General features: G+C 56.3%; 15 protein-coding genes and 1 tRNA gene. 6 read left to right on the top strand and 10 right to left on the bottom strand.

Annotation, left to right across the window (positions count from 1 at the left end; all coding sequences use genetic code 11):
- Positions 1 to 144: 144 nt before the first annotated feature.
- Both B5G06_RS12665 and B5G06_RS12660 read right to left on the bottom strand, forming a co-directional pair.
- Positions 145 to 1,524, bottom strand: coding sequence for an HAAS signaling domain-containing protein (locus B5G06_RS12665; protein WP_087189419.1), 1,380 nt, complete (start codon positions 1,522 to 1,524; stop codon positions 145 to 147).
- A complete protein-coding gene (locus B5G06_RS12660; RefSeq protein ID WP_087189418.1) occupies positions 1,517 to 1,843 on the bottom strand; it encodes a PadR family transcriptional regulator in 327 nt (108 codons plus the stop codon). Before B5G06_RS12660 ends, B5G06_RS12665 begins: the two co-directional genes overlap by 8 nt.
- Positions 1,844 to 2,091: 248 nt before the next feature.
- Between B5G06_RS12660 and B5G06_RS12655 the strand changes: the two genes are divergently transcribed.
- From B5G06_RS12655 to B5G06_RS12640, 4 genes are all read left to right on the top strand, one after another.
- Positions 2,092 to 5,028, top strand: a complete 2,937-nt coding sequence (locus B5G06_RS12655) for an acyl-CoA dehydratase activase (RefSeq protein ID WP_087189417.1) — start codon at positions 2,092 to 2,094, stop codon at positions 5,026 to 5,028.
- A 19-nt stretch (positions 5,029 to 5,047) separates the two neighbouring features.
- The gene (locus B5G06_RS12650; RefSeq protein ID WP_087189416.1) at positions 5,048 to 6,358 is read left to right on the top strand and encodes a 2-hydroxyacyl-CoA dehydratase; all 1,311 of its coding nucleotides are present in this window, start codon (positions 5,048 to 5,050) and stop codon (positions 6,356 to 6,358) included.
- 94 nt (positions 6,359 to 6,452) lie between these two features.
- Positions 6,453 to 6,914 (top strand): GNAT family N-acetyltransferase, encoded by a 462-nt coding sequence (locus B5G06_RS12645; protein WP_242955495.1) that lies wholly within the window; start codon positions 6,453 to 6,455, stop codon positions 6,912 to 6,914.
- 98 nt (positions 6,915 to 7,012) lie between these two features.
- A complete protein-coding gene (locus B5G06_RS12640) occupies positions 7,013 to 8,353 on the top strand; it encodes an MATE family efflux transporter (RefSeq protein ID WP_087189414.1) in 1,341 nt (446 codons plus the stop codon).
- A gap of 54 nt (positions 8,354 to 8,407) precedes the next feature.
- Here B5G06_RS12640 and B5G06_RS12635 read toward each other — a convergent pair whose 3' ends face one another.
- Genes B5G06_RS12635 through B5G06_RS12625 form a run of 3 tightly spaced genes read right to left on the bottom strand, consistent with a single transcriptional unit; the run spans position 8,408 to position 11,362 of the window.
- Positions 8,408 to 9,631, bottom strand: a complete 1,224-nt coding sequence (locus tag B5G06_RS12635; protein ID WP_087189413.1) for an aspartate kinase — start codon at positions 9,629 to 9,631, stop codon at positions 8,408 to 8,410.
- A gap of 52 nt (positions 9,632 to 9,683) precedes the next feature.
- The gene (locus B5G06_RS12630) at positions 9,684 to 10,895 is read right to left on the bottom strand and encodes a homoserine dehydrogenase (RefSeq protein ID WP_087189412.1); all 1,212 of its coding nucleotides are present in this window, start codon (positions 10,893 to 10,895) and stop codon (positions 9,684 to 9,686) included.
- Between the two features lie 26 nt (positions 10,896 to 10,921).
- Positions 10,922 to 11,362, bottom strand: a complete 441-nt coding sequence (locus tag B5G06_RS12625) for an ACT domain-containing protein (protein ID WP_087189411.1) — start codon at positions 11,360 to 11,362, stop codon at positions 10,922 to 10,924.
- A gap of 174 nt (positions 11,363 to 11,536) precedes the next feature.
- Here B5G06_RS12625 and ytvI point away from each other — a divergent pair, with 174 nt between their 5' ends.
- Positions 11,537 to 12,619 carry a sporulation integral membrane protein YtvI gene (ytvI, locus tag B5G06_RS12620; protein WP_087189410.1) on the top strand — a complete coding sequence of 361 codons (1,083 nt, stop codon included), beginning with the start codon at positions 11,537 to 11,539 and terminating at the stop codon, positions 12,617 to 12,619.
- A gap of 32 nt (positions 12,620 to 12,651) precedes the next feature.
- Here ytvI and B5G06_RS12615 read toward each other — a convergent pair whose 3' ends face one another.
- The gene (locus tag B5G06_RS12615; protein ID WP_087189409.1) at positions 12,652 to 13,041 is read right to left on the bottom strand and encodes a PaaI family thioesterase; all 390 of its coding nucleotides are present in this window, start codon (positions 13,039 to 13,041) and stop codon (positions 12,652 to 12,654) included.
- 10 nt (positions 13,042 to 13,051) lie between these two features.
- Positions 13,052 to 13,621: a xanthine phosphoribosyltransferase gene (locus B5G06_RS12610; protein WP_087189408.1), complete on the bottom strand. Its 570-nt coding sequence runs from the start codon at positions 13,619 to 13,621 to the stop codon at positions 13,052 to 13,054.
- A 617-nt stretch (positions 13,622 to 14,238) separates the two neighbouring features.
- Between B5G06_RS12610 and B5G06_RS12605 the strand changes: the two genes are divergently transcribed.
- Positions 14,239 to 14,332: transfer RNA gene (locus B5G06_RS12605), tRNA-Ser, on the top strand.
- 40 nt (positions 14,333 to 14,372) lie between these two features.
- Here the strand turns inward: B5G06_RS12605 and B5G06_RS12600 are convergent.
- From B5G06_RS12600 to B5G06_RS12590, 3 genes are all read right to left on the bottom strand, one after another.
- Positions 14,373 to 15,659 (bottom strand): tyrosine-type recombinase/integrase, encoded by a 1,287-nt coding sequence (locus tag B5G06_RS12600; RefSeq protein WP_025543821.1) that lies wholly within the window; start codon positions 15,657 to 15,659, stop codon positions 14,373 to 14,375.
- 147 nt (positions 15,660 to 15,806) lie between these two features.
- Positions 15,807 to 16,049, bottom strand: coding sequence for a helix-turn-helix domain-containing protein (locus B5G06_RS12595; protein WP_006354177.1), 243 nt, complete (start codon positions 16,047 to 16,049; stop codon positions 15,807 to 15,809).
- Complete coding sequence (locus B5G06_RS12590) at positions 16,042 to 16,419, bottom strand: type II toxin-antitoxin system PemK/MazF family toxin (RefSeq protein WP_087189407.1); 378 nt, start codon at positions 16,417 to 16,419, stop codon at positions 16,042 to 16,044. The genes B5G06_RS12595 and B5G06_RS12590 overlap by 8 nt, the downstream gene beginning before the upstream one ends.
- Positions 16,420 to 16,544: the final 125 nt, after the last annotated feature.

Below are 16,544 nucleotides of genomic sequence, written 5' to 3'. Positions count from 1 at the left end.
CGACGCATTAAGGCAAAGCTAAAGGGCTTGCCGCCTGCTATTCACAGACAACAAGCCCTTTCGGCTGCTTGAACAATTTCTTCAAGAAAATATTGTCTAACTTTTCGGGGTCACTTCATACGCGGCGGGGCGGGATTTTATTTCTTACCACTCGACGGTAAAGGCTCCCTCGGAACCGGCGGCGGCCACGGCAAGCCAGGTCGTGCCCTCCGGCAGATCCAGGGTGTTTTCTCCCTCCTTCAGATCCACCACGGTCTCATTGGGAAGAATCAAAACGACCCGATATTCTCCGGGCGTCTGCTGGCTGTACTGGACCGACACGGTACGGGCCTCGGTCCCGGGCAGCGTTTGTAAGCGCCTGACGCCGGACAGGCTTCCCCAGGAGACCTCACAAGAACTGGAGTCGGAGTAGTTGATCCAATGCCGGGCGGAGTAGCCCACCTCATCGGCCAGGATCATCTCATCGGTAATCTGGTCCGGGGCGGTGATGTCCGTGTTAGGGGAGGGGGTGACAGAGGGTTTGGTGGGCGTGGAGGCAGGCTGTGCCGTGGGAATTTGGCTGAATTCCAGGCTAACATTGCCCATACCGCTGGTCAGGGACAGCTTGTGGTCCCCTTCGCCGCCGCTGACACTGTAGGGCTCCGTTGTTTCCCCGTTGAGCCGGATGGTGCCGCTGCTGGCCGTCAGATCCCAGGTATAATCTTCCTGGCTGCCGGCCAGATCCAAGGTTATGTTACCCATGCCGGTGGTCAGCGTGGTTTCCTCTACCGGAGCGGACACGGACAGATTGCCCATACCACACTCAGCCCGCAGACGGCCCTTTACAGTACAGTCGTCCCAGGTGAGATTGCCCATACCCAGCGACAGGTCAGCCTGCTCCAGGACTGTCCCGGCGGGAACGGTGACCAAGACCCGCACATCAGGAGAACTTTCGCCGGAGGCGATATTGTCCGAGACGCTCCAGACAGAGAGGGTATCGCCGTTCTGGCTGTACTTCAATTTCTGTGTGGTGTCGTAGCGGCTGTCCCACCCACGGTTGATCAGACGAAGGTGCCACTGGTCGCCTTCCTCCACCTGAACGTTGCCCAGGCCTATTGAAATGTCCAGTTTTGTGAAGGGGTCCACTTCGCCCTCCCAATCGCCCTGAATGTCAGGGGTTTGGACGGCGTCCGCCGTTTGGCCGGGAAGGAGGACAGAGTCGGAGGGATCGGGCCGGACCAGGAGAAAATAGAGGAGAAGGGCCAGAACGACAGCTCCGCAGAACACTATGATTGGTAAGAAAGCCCGATTTTTTTGCTTGCCAGGTTGGGGCGCAGGCACCTCTTCGGTCGGCTCATTCCGATCCTTCAGCACTTGCTCCGCTACCGAGGCGGGGGAGCCCAGACGCTCAGCAACGGTCTCCTCATCCTCTTCGGAATCGGCAAAATAGGCCTCATAGTAGGAGAGCACATCGTCCAGTTCCTCCGGCGGCAGCTTGCCCGCCAGAATGTCATGCAGTTCTTTTAAAAATTCTGCCTTATTCATGGTTCTCCTCCTTTTTCCCCAGCAGAAGCGCCTCGATCTGGCTGCGGTAGCGTACCCATTCCTCTCGATAACCGGACAACAGCGCCCGGCCGGCCGGTGTGATGGCGTAATAGCGCCGGTTGCGGCCCTGAAAGGGCTTGTCGTAGACGGTGAGGCAGCCGCTCTGCTGCAGCCGCCTGAGGACGGGGTATAGGGTGGATTCCGATAGCTCCACCTGTTCTTTCATGCGCTGGGTCAGACGGTAGCCATAAGTGTCCCCCTCATCCAGAACTGCCAGTACACAGGCGTCCAGCAGAGGAGCGCCCAAAGGAAAGGTCATATCCAAGGCCTCCTTTCATTCTGACAATATTATATGACGTATAATATTGCTTGTCAACATAGATGTTGCGGTCAGAAGGCGTTGGTAAAAATGCGTCAGCGGCCAGGGATGGGGGATGGATTTTTAGGCACAATTCTTTCCGGATACGGAACATCCTGTATTTTCGAGGTTTGGTCTTGTAAAAAAATTTTTTTTGTTATATTATGATGGATACGAAATTCTTTATAATAAGGATACCAGGTGAATCTATGAGTCTGCGGATTGGAATTGACATTGGTTCCACCACGGTAAAAGTGGTGGTGTTGGACGAGAAGAACAAGCTGCTCTTCCGCTCTTATGAACGGCACTACTCCAAGGCCAGAGAGCGGGCAGCGGAGACTCTGCGTTCCATCGAAGAAAAGCTGCGGGGCCAGCAGGTGCGTATTGCCATCACCGGCTCCGCCGGTCTGGGCGTGGCCAAAGCGGCGGACATCGACTTCGTGCAGGAGGTGTACGCCACCGCTGCCGCTGTCAACACCTACATACCGGATACGGATGCCGTCATCGAGCTGGGCGGCGAGGACGCCAAGATCATCTTCTTTGGCGGTGCACTGGAGGAGCGGATGAACGGCTCCTGTGCCGGCGGTACCGGTGCTTTTATCGATCAGATGGCCACTCTGATGAACGTCACGGTAAACGAGTTGGATGAACTCTCTCTCAAACATGAGAAGATCTATCCCATTGCCTCCCGCTGCGGCGTGTTTGCCAAGAGTGACATCCAGCCTATCCTGAACCAGGGCGGACGGAAAGAGGACGTAGCGGCCTCTATCTTCCAGGCGGTGGTGGACCAGACGGTGGCCGGTCTGACCCAGGGCCGTGAGCTCAAGGGTAAGATCGTCTTTCTGGGCGGCCCCCTCCACTTCCTGCAGGGCCTGCGTCAGCGCTTTGTGGAGACCCTGAAGCTGGACGAGGCCCATGCCATTTTCCCGGAGGATGGCGATTGTTTTGCCGGCATCGGCGCGGCCCTGTGCGCCACCGATTTTGCCGAGTGCTCCTTTGACGAGATGCTGGACCGGCTGGAGAAGAGCGTGGATAATGTGGGTCTGGTGGATACCATGCCACCTCTGTTCCAAGACCAGGCCGAGTATGATGCCTTCCTGGCCCGCCACAATGCCATGCATCCCCCGGAGGTGGACATCAACACCTATTCCGGCGATGCCTGGCTGGGAATTGACGCCGGCTCCACCACCACCAAGATGGTGCTGATCACCGCCGACGGCGGTCTGCTGTATACCTACTACCACTCCAACCTGGGCAACCCGGTGGCCATTGTGCTGGACCAGCTGAAGGAGCTTTACAACCTGTGTGGTGACCGCATTGTCATTAAGGGTGCGGCTGTCACCGGCTACGGTGAGGATCTGATCAAGAACGCCTTCTCCTGCGATGCCGGTCTGGTGGAGACGGTGGCCCACTACAATGCCGCCCGTCACTTCAACCCCGACGTGGATTTCATCATCGATATCGGCGGCCAGGATATGAAGTGCTTCAAGATCCGCAACGGCGCTGTCGATTCCATTATGCTCAACGAGGCCTGCTCCTCCGGCTGTGGCTCCTTTATCGAGACCTTTGCCAAGGCGCTGGGCTACAACATCGCCGACTTTTCCAAGCTGGGGCTGCTGGCCCAGCACCCGGTGAACCTGGGCTCTCGCTGCACCGTGTTCATGAACTCCTCGGTGAAGCAGGCCCAGAAGGACGGTGCCAGCGTGGAGGACATCTCCGCCGGCCTGTCCATCTCCATCGTGAAAAATGCCGTGTATAAGGTTATCCGCGCCGCCAATGCCGACGACCTGGGCAAGCACATCGTGGTACAGGGCGGTACCTTCCATAACGACGCGGTGCTGCGCGCCTTTGAGCTGGAGCTGGGCCGCAATGTGACCCGGCCCACCATCGCCGGCATCATGGGCGCTTTCGGCGCGGCACTGGCTGCCCGGGATCTCCATCTGGACAAGAGTTCCATCCTGACGGCGGAGGATCTGAAGACCTTCTCCCACACAGCCAAGCCGGTGACCTGCAACCTGTGCACCAACCACTGCTCTTTGACCGTCAACACCTTTGACGGCGGCCGGCGGTTCATCTCGGGCAACCGGTGCTCCCGGCCTCTGGGCAAGGAGCGTACCGAGAATCCTGACCTGATGCACTATAAGTACAAGCGGCTGCGGGCCCTCCACGGCAAGGGCGCCGGCAACGGCGTCCGGGGCCGGATGGGCATCCCCTTTGGCCTGAATATGTACGAGAACCTGCCCTTCTGGTTTGAGTTCTTTACCCGCCTCAACTTTGAGGTTGTGCTGTCCCCTGAGTCCTCCCGCAAGCTCTATCTAAAGGGTCAGCACACCATTCCCTCCGATACGGTGTGCTATCCTGCCAAGCTGCTCCATGGTCATGTGGAGGCCCTGGTGGAGGAGGGGGTGGACGCCATCTGGTACCCCTGTATGTCCTACAACAACGACGAGGGTATCGGTGACAACCACTATAACTGCCCGGTGGTGGCCTATTACCCTGAGCTGCTGGCTGCCAACGTGCCCATGCTCAAACAGACCAGGTTCCTCAATCCCTATGTGGGCCTGTGGCGCCATAAGGACTTTACCAAACGCATTGCCGTGATTATGGAGCAGGAGTTCAATATCCCCAAGCGGGAGACCGAGGCGGCTGCCAAGGCGGCCTACACGGCCTATGACACCTACATCCACGATGTGCGGGAGACGGGCAAGCGATACATTGAGTATGCAAGGGCCCATGATATGCCCATCATTGTGGCCTGCGGCCGGCCCTACCACATTGACCCGGAGATCAACCACGGGATCAATGATCTGATTACCTCTTTCGGGTTTGTGCTGGTTACCGAGGACGCCCTCAGCTATCTGGAGGGCTACGCGCCCCGAAAGGTGCTCAATCAGTGGACCTTCCAGTCCCGGATGTACAATGCCGCCCGCTATGTGTGCACCCAGCCTGATATGCAGGTGGTACAGCTGGTCAGCTTCGGCTGCGGTACTGACGCCATTACCACCGATGAGATGCGCGACATTCTGGAGAGCGGCGGTAAGTTGTACACCCAGCTGAAGATCGACGACATCAGCAATCTGGGCGCCGTTACCATCCGGGTCCGTTCTCTGATGGCGGCTATGGACGCCCGAAAGCACCAGGACTGAGAAAGGAACCTTCGTTACTATGGCAGAACTGATTTATGACAAGACGGGGCGGCTGCTGTTCACCAAGGAGATGAAGGAGGAGTATACCATCCTCTTTCCCACCATGCTGCCCGTTCACTTCGGCCTGATCGCCCGGATTATCGAGCGGGAGGGCTATAAGCTGGAGATGCTCACCACCAACCACCGCAACATCGTGGACGAGGGGCTCAAGTACGTCCACAACGACACCTGCTACCCCGCCCTGCTGGTCATCGGCCAGCTCATTGACGCAGTGAAGAGCGGCAAGTACGACCCCCACAAGGTGGCCCTGCTCATCACTCAGACCGGCGGCGGCTGCCGGGCCTCCAACTACATCCACCTGCTGCGCAAGGCTCTGGTGAAGGCGGGGCTGGAGTATATCCCCGTCATCTCCCTGAACCTGTCCGGCCTGGAGCACAACCCCGGCTTCAAGCTCAATCTGGACATCATCCGCAAGGCCATCTTCGGCCTGATGTACGGCGATATCATCGTCCAGTCGGCCAACCAGGTCCGCCCCTACGAGGTGGAGGAGGGCCAGACCGAGCGCACCATCGAGGAGGTGGAGAACCACCTGCTGGAGGAGATGGAAAAGGGCAAGGGCCTGTCCTTCAAGAGCATGGTGGAGAACTTCGACCACATCGTGGCCGCCTTCAAGGCCATCCCGGTACAGGGCGAGCCTAAGGTCCGGGTAGGCGTGGTGGGGGAGATCTACATCAAATACTCCCCCCTGGGCAACAACAATCTGGAGCAGTTCCTCCTCTCCGAGGGGGCGGAGCCGGTGGTGCCCGGCCTCACCGACTTTATCATCTTCAAGATCTATAACCGGGAAGTGGACGTGGATATCTACGGCGGGAAGCTGGCCAAAAAGGCCGCCTGCGCCGCCCTGCGCCACTACATTGAGAAGTGCCAGCGGGCCATGATTGATGCCATGAAGCGAGGCGGCTTCCGTGCCCCCGGTACCTTCCAGGATCTGCGCCGGCTCATCAAGGGCTATCTGGGCGAGGGCAACAAGATGGGGGAGGGGTGGCTGCTTACCGCCGAGATGCTGGAGCTCATCCACTCCGGCACCCCCAACATCGTTTGCACCCAGCCTTTCGGCTGCTTGCCCAACCACATCGTGGGTAAGGGCATGATCCGCAAGCTGAAGGACGACTATCCCAACTCCAACATTGTGGCCATTGACTACGACCCAGGCGCCACCAAGATCAACCAGGAGAACCGCATCAAGCTGATGCTGGCCAACGCCCGGGCTCTGGCCCGGCAGGCAGCTCAGCAGGAGCCCGAGACGGCAGGGGAAGAGGTCCATGTCTGATCCCCTGCGCTTTGTAGATGCCTGCTCAGAAGTGCATTTTGCCGCCATGAGTGCCATCCATTGCAGAGGCTGGAGGGCGGCCTATCCGGGCTTTGTGCCGGAGGACTACCTGAGCGAGGTCATCACGGAGGAGCATTGGATTCCATTTTTCCGGGAAGACTACGCCACCAAGAGATGCAAAGGGCTTTTGCTTTACGAAAATGATATTCCTGTGGGGTGTTGTAATTACGGCCCCGTCCGCAGCGGCCCCAGTCCCCGCCAAAGCGAAGGATTGGTAATTGATTCCTCCAACTACAGCGGATGGGGTGAGGTGATTTCCCTTTACGTTGAGCCTGCCAGAACCGGTTGCGGGTATGGAGGATTGCTTCTGGAGGAGGCGGCTCGTCGCCTGAAAGAGGCGAGCTATCCAGGCTGTACGCTGTTTGTTCTGAAGGAGAATGAAGGGGCCCGCCGGTTCTATGAGCGGCACGGCTTTGTATGGGACGGCACCATTCAAAAGGTGCCCTTTCCTCATGATATGGTGTGCAATGATTTGCGGTATATCAAAACTTTATAAGTATCCAGCGGGCTGCCACGCCGCTGGAGGAGAATAGATCGGGGCGTGCGTCAGCACGCCCCGATTTTTACAGAAAGAGAATCATAGGAGGAATTTGGGTGGAAGAGAACAAGATGGCGGTGATGCCGGTACGCCGGTTGCTGATCAATATGTCCTGGCCCATGATGCTGTCCATGCTGATCCAGGCACTGTATAATCTGGTGGACAGCCTTTTTGTGGCCAACCTGAGCCGAGACGGTTTTGAGGCGCTGGCGCTGGTATATCCGGTGCAGACGCTGATGATCTCGGTATGTGTAGGCGTAGGTGTGGGCTTCAACGCGCTGCTGGCACGCAGACTGGGGGAGCGGCGGCAGGCGGAGGCCGATCAGGTGGCGGCCAACGGCTATTTTGTCTACTTTGTCTGCTGGCTGGTCTTTCTGATCCTGGGAGTTGGTTTTGCCCGGCCTTTCCTGTGCCTGTTCTCAGATGTGCCCCAACAGATTGAATATGGAGTGCAGTACCTCTCCGTTGTCACCGGCCTCTCCATCGGTGTGTGTATGCAATTTGCCGGCGAACGTACCCTGCAGGCCACAGGAGATACCGTGGGGCCCATGATTATTCAGGGTATCGGGGCGGTGGTCAACCTGATTCTGGACCCGCTGTTCATATTCGGCATCGGTCCCTTCCCCCGGCTGGAGGTTGCGGGGGCCGCTTTGGCTACCGTTCTGGGTCAAATTGTGGGCCTGGTGGCCAGCTTCTGGATGGTGCGGCGCAGCAAGGTGGTGAAACTCTCTTTCCGGGGCTTCCGGCCCAACGGGGAGATCATTCGTATTATGTTCAAGGTGGGCTTTCCTGCCATTGTCATGCAGTCGCTGTCCAGCGTTATGAACGTTGGCATGAACCTGATCCTGCGCCTGTTTACTCCCTTTGGCGTCTTTATCCTGGGTGCTTATTACAAGATCCAGTCCTTTATCTTTATGCCGCTGTACGGCATGAACAATGCCTTGGTGCCCATCGTCAGTTTTAACTACGGCGCCAAGAGCAAGGAGCGCATCACCGGCACGGTGCGCTTTGCTATGGTGCTGACGGTAATCATTATGGGTGTGGGGACCTTGTTCCTGATTTTCCTGGCTGGACCGCTGATGACTCTGTTTGACGCCGACGGTGAGCTGCTGGCGGATGGTGCGGTGGCCCTTCGTATGGTTGCGCTCTCCTTCCTGTTTGCCGGCATTTCCATTATCCTGTGTTCTGCGCTGCAGGCCCTGGGATCTGCCAACGCCAGCCTGCTGATTTCTTTGCTGCGGCAGGTGATTCTGCTCTTTCCGGCGGCGCTGGCCTTCGGCTGGCTATACACGGATCTGATATGGCTGGCTTTTTTGGTGGCAGAGGTGATTTCCTGCGGAGTGGCGCTGCTGCTCTATCGGGTGGTCTATCACAAAAAAATATCCGTACTGCAATAAAAAATGCTGGCCCGCGCAAATGCGCGGGCCAGCATTTTTTTATTGTATGAACGATCAGTTACCGCCAAACTCATGGAAGAAACGGTCGTGGATGACCTGCACGGCCCGATCAGCCTCAGGCAGATCCACCAGGACGGATACCTTGATCTCGCTGGTGGAGATCATATTGATATTGATCCCGGCGTTATACAGAGCTTCGAACATCTTGGCGGCCACGCCGGGATTATGGATCATGCCGGCGCCCACAATGGAGACCTTGGCAATGGAATCATTGACGTCGATATGGTCAAAGCCCAGCGCGCCCTTGTGGGCCTCCAGAATCTCCTTGGAGCGATCCATATCCTGCTTGCCCACGGTAAAGCTGATGTCCTTGGTGTTGTTGCGGCCGATGGACTGAAGGATAATATCCACGTTCACCTTCTCTTTTGCCAGCAGAGAGAAGATCTTAAAGGCGATACCGGGCTGGTCGGCCAGCCCCACAACGGCCAGACGGGCCACGTTCTTGTCGCAGGCCACCCCGCTGACGTGCATTTTTTCCATGGTTTTTGCAACCTCCTTGACTTTGGTGCCGGGCTTGCCGGAGAAGCTGGAGAGAACCTCCAGATTGACGCTGTAGCGTTTGGCCATTTCCACCGAGCGATTGTGCAGGACCTGAGCGCCCAGAGTAGCCAGTTCCAGCATTTCATCATAGGTGATCTCTTCCAGCTGGAAGGCGCCGGCCACATGGCGGGGATCGGCGGTGAACACGCCGTCCACATCGGTGTAGATCTGGCACAGATCAGCGCGGAGGGCAGCAGCCAGGGCCACGGCGGAGGTGTCGGAACCGCCCCGGCCCAGTGTGGTGATGTCGTCGTACTTGTTCAGACCCTGGAAGCCGGTGACGATGACGATGGCCTTCTTATCCAGTTCCGCCAATACACGCTCGGTGTCCAGACGCTTGATGCGGGCGTCACCGTAGACGGAGTTGGTGCGGAATCCGGCCTGCCAGCCTGTCAGGGAGATGACAGGGTAGCCCATGGCTTCGATGGCCATGGCGCACAGAGAGCAGGAGATCTGTTCGCCGGTGGAGAGAAGCATATCCATCTCTCGCTTGGAGCCGTTGGGGTTGATCTCGGCGGCCTTGGCGATCAGGTCGTCGGTGGTGTCCCCCTGGGCGGAAAGCACGGCCACAACACTGTGGCCCCGGCGGTAGGTCTCGGTGATGATGCGGGCCACGTTACGGATGCGGTCTGCATCAGCCACGGAGCTGCCGCCGAATTTTTGTACAATGAGTCCCATTGGCGTTTGTACCCCCTAAATCAGGTGAAATCTCTTACGATATCCTATGCGCTCAGTCCAGCACACGGAACACGGAGCAGGGCTTGAGCCCTGCCAGCTGGCTGTCCAGTGCGGAACGGGTCATGGACGGTGTCAGGAAAGCAAATTCATTTTCCGGTGCTCCGGCACGGGGCAGCAGAGCACAGTCGGGGAAGGCAGCCTTCACGGCCTCCAGCGTGCCTTCCACCCGGACATACCAAACGCTTTCCAGGTCGGTGGGGGGGACGGCCACATCGTCGCCGCCCTCGGCCCATACCATCCGTTTCTTGGCGTCCTTATGGCGGGCGGCATCAATGACGTCGGCCACCACGGCGGAGGCAGTGGGAAGCTTACCGGCGCCCCGACCGTAGAACATGACGTCGCCGATGGCGTTGCCCTTGACGGCGATGGCGTTGAACACATCCTCCACGCCGGCCAGAGGATTCTCCGCATCTACCAGGTGGGGAGCCACAAAGGCGCACACCTTTCCATCGGGACGGCGGATGGCGCGGCCCAGCAGTTTGATCTTTTTGCCGCAGGCGTCGGCATAGGCCACATCGGCCAGCGTGACGCCGGTAATGCCCTCGGTGGGCACTTGGTTGGGATAGACGTGCCGGCCAAAAGAAAGGGAGGAGAGGATGCAGATCTTGCGGCAGGCGTCGTGACCTTCGATGTCGGCGGTGGGGTCCTGTTCGGCGTAGCCGTTCTGCTGGGCTTCCTTCAGAGCGGCATCAAAGCTGAGACCGGCCCGGATCATCCGGGTCAGGATATAGTTGGTAGTGCCGTTGAGGATGCCGGCGATCTCCTCAATCTCATTGGCGGCCAGACACTGGTTCAGGGGGCGGATAATGGGGATACCGCCGCCTACGCTGGCCTCAAACAGATAGCTGACGCCCTTCTCCTGGGCCAGCTTGAGCAGCTCACAGCCGTGCTCGGCCACCAGCTCCTTGTTGGAGGTGACCACGCTCTTTCCGGCGGCCAGAGCCCGGCGGGTGAAGTCCAGGGCTACCTTGGCGCCGCCGATGGTCTCCACCACAATGTTGACCTCGGGGTCGTTCTCGATGATGCTGAAATCGTGGATGACCTTGTCGGCAAAGGGACTGTCGGGGAAGTCCCGTACGTCCAGAATATACTTCAGGCGAATCAGATCGTCCACCTTTTTATCAATGTGAGGGCCGTTGGTGGCCAGGACCTCCGCCACACCGGAGCCTACTACGCCGAAACCCAGGATTGCTACATTCACCATTATAATGCCTCCTTACTCCAAAGGTATTACCCTGATATTACTTCGCTGCGCAGGACGCCTTCCACCTTCAGCAGCCGCTCCAGCAGCTCCTCCATGGAGATCTGAAGACCAGAGGTCTCGGCGCCAATAGTTACTGCTGCACAGCCGCTGACCGGGATGGCCTGGTTGATGGTTAGAATATTTCCGCCGGTGATGGCAAAGATATTCAGGACCGCGGACAATACGCCCGGCTCATCCTTCAGTACGATCTGAAAGGTGACGATCCGTCCATGGAGCATATCGTTGAACGGCCGGACCGCATCCTTATACTTATAAAAGGCGCTACGGCTGATCCCGACCCGGCGTACGGCCTGATTGACTGCTCCGGCCTCGCCGGTTTCCAGCAGACGCTTGGCTTCCGCCACCTTCAGAAACACTTCAGGCAGCGCGCTGGCCTCTACAATGAAATAGGCTGGTGCCTTGCCCATTCTATGGACCTCCTCTTGTCCGTGACAGAAAAGCATTTGTTCTTGTAATGGAGCCTATTTTAGCACAATAAAGTCTTGGCTGCAAGGGCCAAGTTTTTCTGACGCGCCGATATCTTCCAGATTTTTGGCGAGATTTTCGTCATATTATACATAATTCGGAAGGAGGGCGTCTTTATGAGGGAGGACAGGTACCTGCGGCGTGTGATCCGCCTGCTGTGGATCGGACTGGTTTTGGCGGCGGTTTGGGCGGGCGCACGGTGGGTATTGCCCTGGTTGGCGCCCTTTTTGGTGGCCGTGGTACTGGCATGGCTGCTGGAACCGGTTGTGGGCTGGCTTATCCGGTTCCTGCGGCTGCCCCGCCGGTGGGCGGTTGCCCTATGTGTGCTGGCTGCGGCGGGAGCGGCAGGAGGCCTTGCGGCATTGCTGGCCTGGAGGCTGTGGTATGAGCTGATGGGGTTGCTGGGACGGCTGCCGGGGCTGTTGACAGAGTTGAATGGCTGGGCAGAACAGGCGGAGGTATGGCTTTATCGTCTTTTTGTGGCGCTGCCTGCGGAACTGCGGGAGCCAGCCAGACAAGCGGTGGAAGAAGCGGTCCGGGGCATTCTGGCATTTCCGTCCTGGGCAGGGGAGACCCTGGCAGAAGGGGCGGGCGGACTGCTGACTGCACTGCCGGCCGCAGGGCTGTTTCTGTTTACTGCCTTCCTGGCGACTTATTTCCTCATGGCAGGCCGCCCCGGTCTGCAAGCGGCTGCCCAGCAGCTGCCGACGGCGTGGCAGGAACGGATGAAACGCTGGCAGCGGGCAGCGTCCGGAGCGGCAGGCAGTTGGCTGCGAGCCCAGGGAATTCTCATCCTCTTTACCTTTGGAGAACTCTCTGTAGGACTTTTGGTGCTGCGGGTGGAGCCGGCACTGCTGCTGGCCGGGATGATTGCCCTGGTGGATGCACTGCCCATTTTCGGAAGCGGAGTAGTGTTGCTGCCCTGGAGTCTGGTTTCTCTGTTGGCAGGAAGGACACCCTTAGGTCTGGGGCTGCTCCTTCTTTATGGGGTGGTCACACTGGTTCGAGGGGCGCTGGAACCACGCTTGCTGGGGAAACGTATCGGGTTGCCGCCCCTGGTGTCGCTGGTCAGTATGTATGTGGGATTTCAGACCTTTGGTGTGGCAGGTATGATCCTAATGCCGGTACTGACTATGATTGCCTGGCAGATTTGGCTGGACCGGGATGTGGTGATGGATAAGAAAGAGGGACGGCCTTGAAGCCGTCCCTTGCACGCCTTGTCATAAAGAACTCAGCGCTGCCCGATGCAGAAGAAGGTGAAATCACCGGTAGCCAGCAGAGCTCCGCTTTCATCTGTGATTTCAACATCAGCCTGACAGGTACTGCGGCCCCGGTGTCGGACCACGGCCCGGGCGGTTACGGTACCGCTGCGGGCGGAACGGATGAAATTCAGGCCTCCGTGCAGGGTGACGTAATTTCTTCCATCGGTACGGCAGGCGGTTCCGCAGGCGCTGTCAGCCATCGTATAATAGGCACCGCCATGAAGCAGGCCGTAAGGATTCAGGCTGTCTGGTCCCAACGTGAGTACAGACTCGCCGTGGTCTGGACCGGAAGAGCTGGAATGAATGCCGTTGAAAAGTGCAAATGCGTTAGGCAAAAGTGCGTTGGTGGTGTTTTCCATGGGGGTCTCCTTATGCTAGAATGATTTGACCGTGCTCAATGGCCTGTACAGTGGCCAGGGCTTCGACCCGGATTCCCATCCGACGCAGGACACGGCCGCCCTCCCGCATGGACTTTTCGATAGCAACGCCCACACCTGCGACTTCTCCACCCGCTTTGGATACCAGCTCCAGAAGGCTGAGCATGGTCTGTCCGTTAGACAGGATGTCGTCGACCAACAGAACCTGATCCTCTTCGGTCAGATATTTCTTGGATACCCGCAGGGTGTAGGACTTGTCCAGAGAAAAGGAGTGGGTGTCCGCAGAGTAAACGTCAGGATCGATGTATCCGGTTTGAAATTTTTTGGCGTAGATCACCGGCACACCCAGCGCCCGGGCGGTAAAGCAGGCAAGGGCGATTCCGGAACTTTCTGCTGTCAGTACTTTTGTAATGTGCTGACCACGGTATCGCTTGGCAAGGGTGGCGCCCATACGCTCCATCAATTCCATATCCATGCAGTGGTTGAGGAACATATCCACATGGATAATGTCGCCTTCTCCCACGATCGCTTCGCTGAGTATGCGTCGTTTTAGTTCTTCCATGATCTCCTCCTGCATATATTGCCAGGTTGCTTACATACAGCACTGATTATATCTTATTTCATACCTGGCTGCAATATTGACAAGCGAACAAAAATGAGGTATCTTATACATTACGGCGCCAAACCAGATAGTGTTGGCGAAGTGAATTTAGAAATGCAGCGGTATCGAAGTGGTCATAACGGGGCTGACTCGAAATCATGTTTCCACTTTGGAAGTCCAAACTGCCGAAAAGCCAGTAACCATGCGGGTTTGCGGGCAAGTTCAAATTGTGAATTGGGGTCTGTTCTATCCTGTTGTTCTTCCCAATTTCCACGGCTTGAATTTTGCGGGAAAATGGCTATAATGAGAGCAGCCATCTGACAGCCACTTTGAGAGGTATGTTTTGGGGTTCCGTAGTTACCGCTATCGTCCCTGATTTACCGTCATCATCCAAGTTGGTGTAATGATTCGAAATCAGGTTTCCTATGCGGAGTGCCAAACGGCTGAAACCCTTGGAACCATGCGGGTTCCAGCCGAGTTCAAATTGAATAATGTTGCTTGTTCTATCCTGTTGTTCTTCCCGATTTCCACCGGCTGAATTGGTCGGCGGGTCGGGACCAGGGATATAACATAAATTTGGAGATGTACCCAAGCGGTTGAAGGGTCCGCACTCGAAATGCGGTAGGTCGGCTCAAAACCGGCGCGAGAGTTCGAATCTCTCCATCTCCGCCATGAGGTCTGCCAGCGAAAAGCTGGTAGACCTCTTTCCTTTTTATGGAGAAACCGCCGATAGGTTTTGCAGCATGGGCGCCACAATGTCCTGCTCAATGGCTGCGGCGGATTGTTTTTTCGTGGCATATTGCAGATGCCCGTAAATATCCACCGTTGTTGAAATCTCACTGTGTCCCAGCCATTCTTTTACCTGTTCCATCGGAACACCGTTTGCCAGCAAAAGCGAGGCACAGGTATGGCGAAGATCGTGGAAACGAATGTGCCGTAAATTGTTCTTGGCAAGCAACTTCCCAAAGGTCGAGGACACATAGTTGGGTTTAATGAGATTGCCAATCACATCGACACAGACATATCCCAGATATTCTTTGTTGTAGGCGCGCCCGCACAGCTTGCGATTTTCTTCCTGCTGTTTCTTGGCCTCCAGCAACCGTTCTTTCAAAAAAGGAATCAATGGATAAGTCCGCAGACTGGATTTGTTCTTTGCCTTGTCCTTCTTAATCGTGACCCGCTCTCCCTTTACATTGCAGGTTGTTACCGTATGCCGAATGGAGAAGCAGTTATGGTTGAAGTCAAAGGCACTCCATTTCAAACCGATAACCTCACTGCGGCGCAGGCCGTAAAAAGCAGTCAGTAGAACTACCAGCTCGATCTTATGCCCCTTGATAACTTCAAACAGATTCAGGACTTCCGAATCCAGGTAGTAGTCACCCTTGAAGGGTTCAGGCTTGGAAATGATAATCCGGTCAGCCGGATTGCTTGGAATCAGATTTTTGTCAACCGCATAATTCAACGCCCCATGAATCAGAGCGTGGTAATGTTTAACGGTGGTCGGCTTGACCCGTTCCAATTCTTTCTCATAAAAAGCGAGAATATCTTGTTTGGTAAGGTCACAAAGTGCGACAGGATGCTCTCGGAAATACGGGGCGATGGGGTTGTTAAGCTGTTGTTCGTATCCCGAATAGGTCGAGAGTTCAATGGGCTTGCTGTCCATCACCCGTCCGGTAGCAGACTTGTACTTGTACTCAAGCCACTGGTACAGGAAATCCACAAAGGAAATCGCTGCGGATGACGGGCCAGACGGAGAAGCCGACTGCTGTGAGGCCGTAGCCTCCTGAAGCAGCTTTTCCGTCCATTCTTTTCGGATGGTGGGAAGCATATTGTTTGCCCAGGTCTTATTGCCCTTGACTTTCTTATGGGTGGGAATCCATTTGGGCTTTCTCTTACCGTTCTCATCGGTAAGGTTTAGAACCCAATAGAGATACCCTTTTTTCTCGGCCACATGGCCGGAGATTAGTTTGCTGTTTTCTTGCAGGTGTACCGCTGGCATACTGATCTGTTCCTCCTTTTGCGGTATTGAGTTCACCTACCAATGACACCTTTATTGTATCATCGGACAGAACAAAACTCCAGGTAAATCCGCGTCAGAATTGTTAACTTTCTGCGTCTATCCGGTGAAGATCGACACCATAGCCTGCTACTCCGCAAAAGTGGAGCAGGTGATTTTCAAATAACGAAGAATGTGGGCTTTGGGGATGCGGTAAGCCCGTCCAATTTTAAGGTACTCAATTTTCCCATCTTTAAGTAACTTGTACCCGGTTTTTGTACTGACGCCAAGCGCCTCACACATTTGACCAATGTCCATCACATCCGGGTAGTCTTTTAACATCAATCGGTAGGCATCTCTGGGAGAGAGTAGGCCACCGTCATTTTCATACATTGTGAATCCTCCTTTTGTTGGGGTATCCTATGCCGATGCTGATTGCCAGGGCTGCATCTACCTCCAGCATTTTTTCTTTGCTGATATGCCCAATGTAACCACGGAGCCGCTTCCGGTCTATTGTCCGCAGTTGTTCCAACAGAAGCAGAGAGGTAGGCGCAAGTCCCGGCACATTCTCCAGTAGAATATGGGTAGGCAAACTGTTCTTCGCCTTTCTGCTGGTGATGGCTGCCGCAACAACGGTAGGACTAAAGTGATTTCCCACATCATTTTGGATAACAAGGACAGGACGGATGCCGCCTTGCTCGGAGCCGACCACCGGGTTCAGGTCTGCATAGAACAGATCGCCACGCCGGATAGCCTTTCGCATAAGCTGACCTCCTCGTATAATAAGATTCAAAGTTAATAATTTCAGGCATCAGCAGGCATTGAGATGCCCGTGATACAATAGCTGTAGGACAGCAGGGTCAAGCTCTCCACCTCCTTGTTGAGCCA

It is taken from the genome of Flavonifractor sp. An52 (assembly GCF_002159385.1).
Taxonomy (GTDB): domain Bacteria; phylum Bacillota; class Clostridia; order Oscillospirales; family Oscillospiraceae; genus Flavonifractor; species Flavonifractor avicola.
Note: the sequence above shows the minus strand (reverse complement) of the source record. Positions and strands in the feature narration are given on the sequence as shown.

What these genes read in the sequence shown, in the direction of transcription:
- B5G06_RS12665 (WP_087189419.1), bottom strand. Translation starts at nt 1,524, where the DNA reads ATGAATAAGGCAGAATTTTTAAAAGAACTGCATGACATTCTGGCGGGC.
- B5G06_RS12660 (WP_087189418.1), bottom strand. Translation starts at nt 1,843, where the DNA reads ATGACCTTTCCTTTGGGCGCTCCTCTGCTGGACGCCTGTGTACTGGCA.
- B5G06_RS12625 (WP_087189411.1), bottom strand. Translation starts at nt 11,362, where the DNA reads ATGGGCAAGGCACCAGCCTATTTCATTGTAGAGGCCAGCGCGCTGCCT.
- B5G06_RS12590 (WP_087189407.1), bottom strand. Translation starts at nt 16,419, where the DNA reads ATGCGAAAGGCTATCCGGCGTGGCGATCTGTTCTATGCAGACCTGAAC.
- B5G06_RS12635 (WP_087189413.1), bottom strand. Translation starts at nt 9,631, where the DNA reads ATGGGACTCATTGTACAAAAATTCGGCGGCAGCTCCGTGGCTGATGCA.
- B5G06_RS12655 (WP_087189417.1), top strand. Translation starts at nt 2,092, where the DNA reads ATGAGTCTGCGGATTGGAATTGACATTGGTTCCACCACGGTAAAAGTG.
- B5G06_RS12610 (WP_087189408.1), bottom strand. Translation starts at nt 13,621, where the DNA reads ATGGAAGAACTAAAACGACGCATACTCAGCGAAGCGATCGTGGGAGAA.
- B5G06_RS12595 (WP_006354177.1), bottom strand. Translation starts at nt 16,049, where the DNA reads ATGTATGAAAATGACGGTGGCCTACTCTCTCCCAGAGATGCCTACCGA.
- ytvI (WP_087189410.1), top strand. Translation starts at nt 11,537, where the DNA reads ATGAGGGAGGACAGGTACCTGCGGCGTGTGATCCGCCTGCTGTGGATC.
- B5G06_RS12630 (WP_087189412.1), bottom strand. Translation starts at nt 10,895, where the DNA reads ATGGTGAATGTAGCAATCCTGGGTTTCGGCGTAGTAGGCTCCGGTGTG.
- B5G06_RS12650 (WP_087189416.1), top strand. Translation starts at nt 5,048, where the DNA reads ATGGCAGAACTGATTTATGACAAGACGGGGCGGCTGCTGTTCACCAAG.
- B5G06_RS12600 (WP_025543821.1), bottom strand. Translation starts at nt 15,659, where the DNA reads ATGCCAGCGGTACACCTGCAAGAAAACAGCAAACTAATCTCCGGCCAT.
- B5G06_RS12615 (WP_087189409.1), bottom strand. Translation starts at nt 13,041, where the DNA reads ATGGAAAACACCACCAACGCACTTTTGCCTAACGCATTTGCACTTTTC.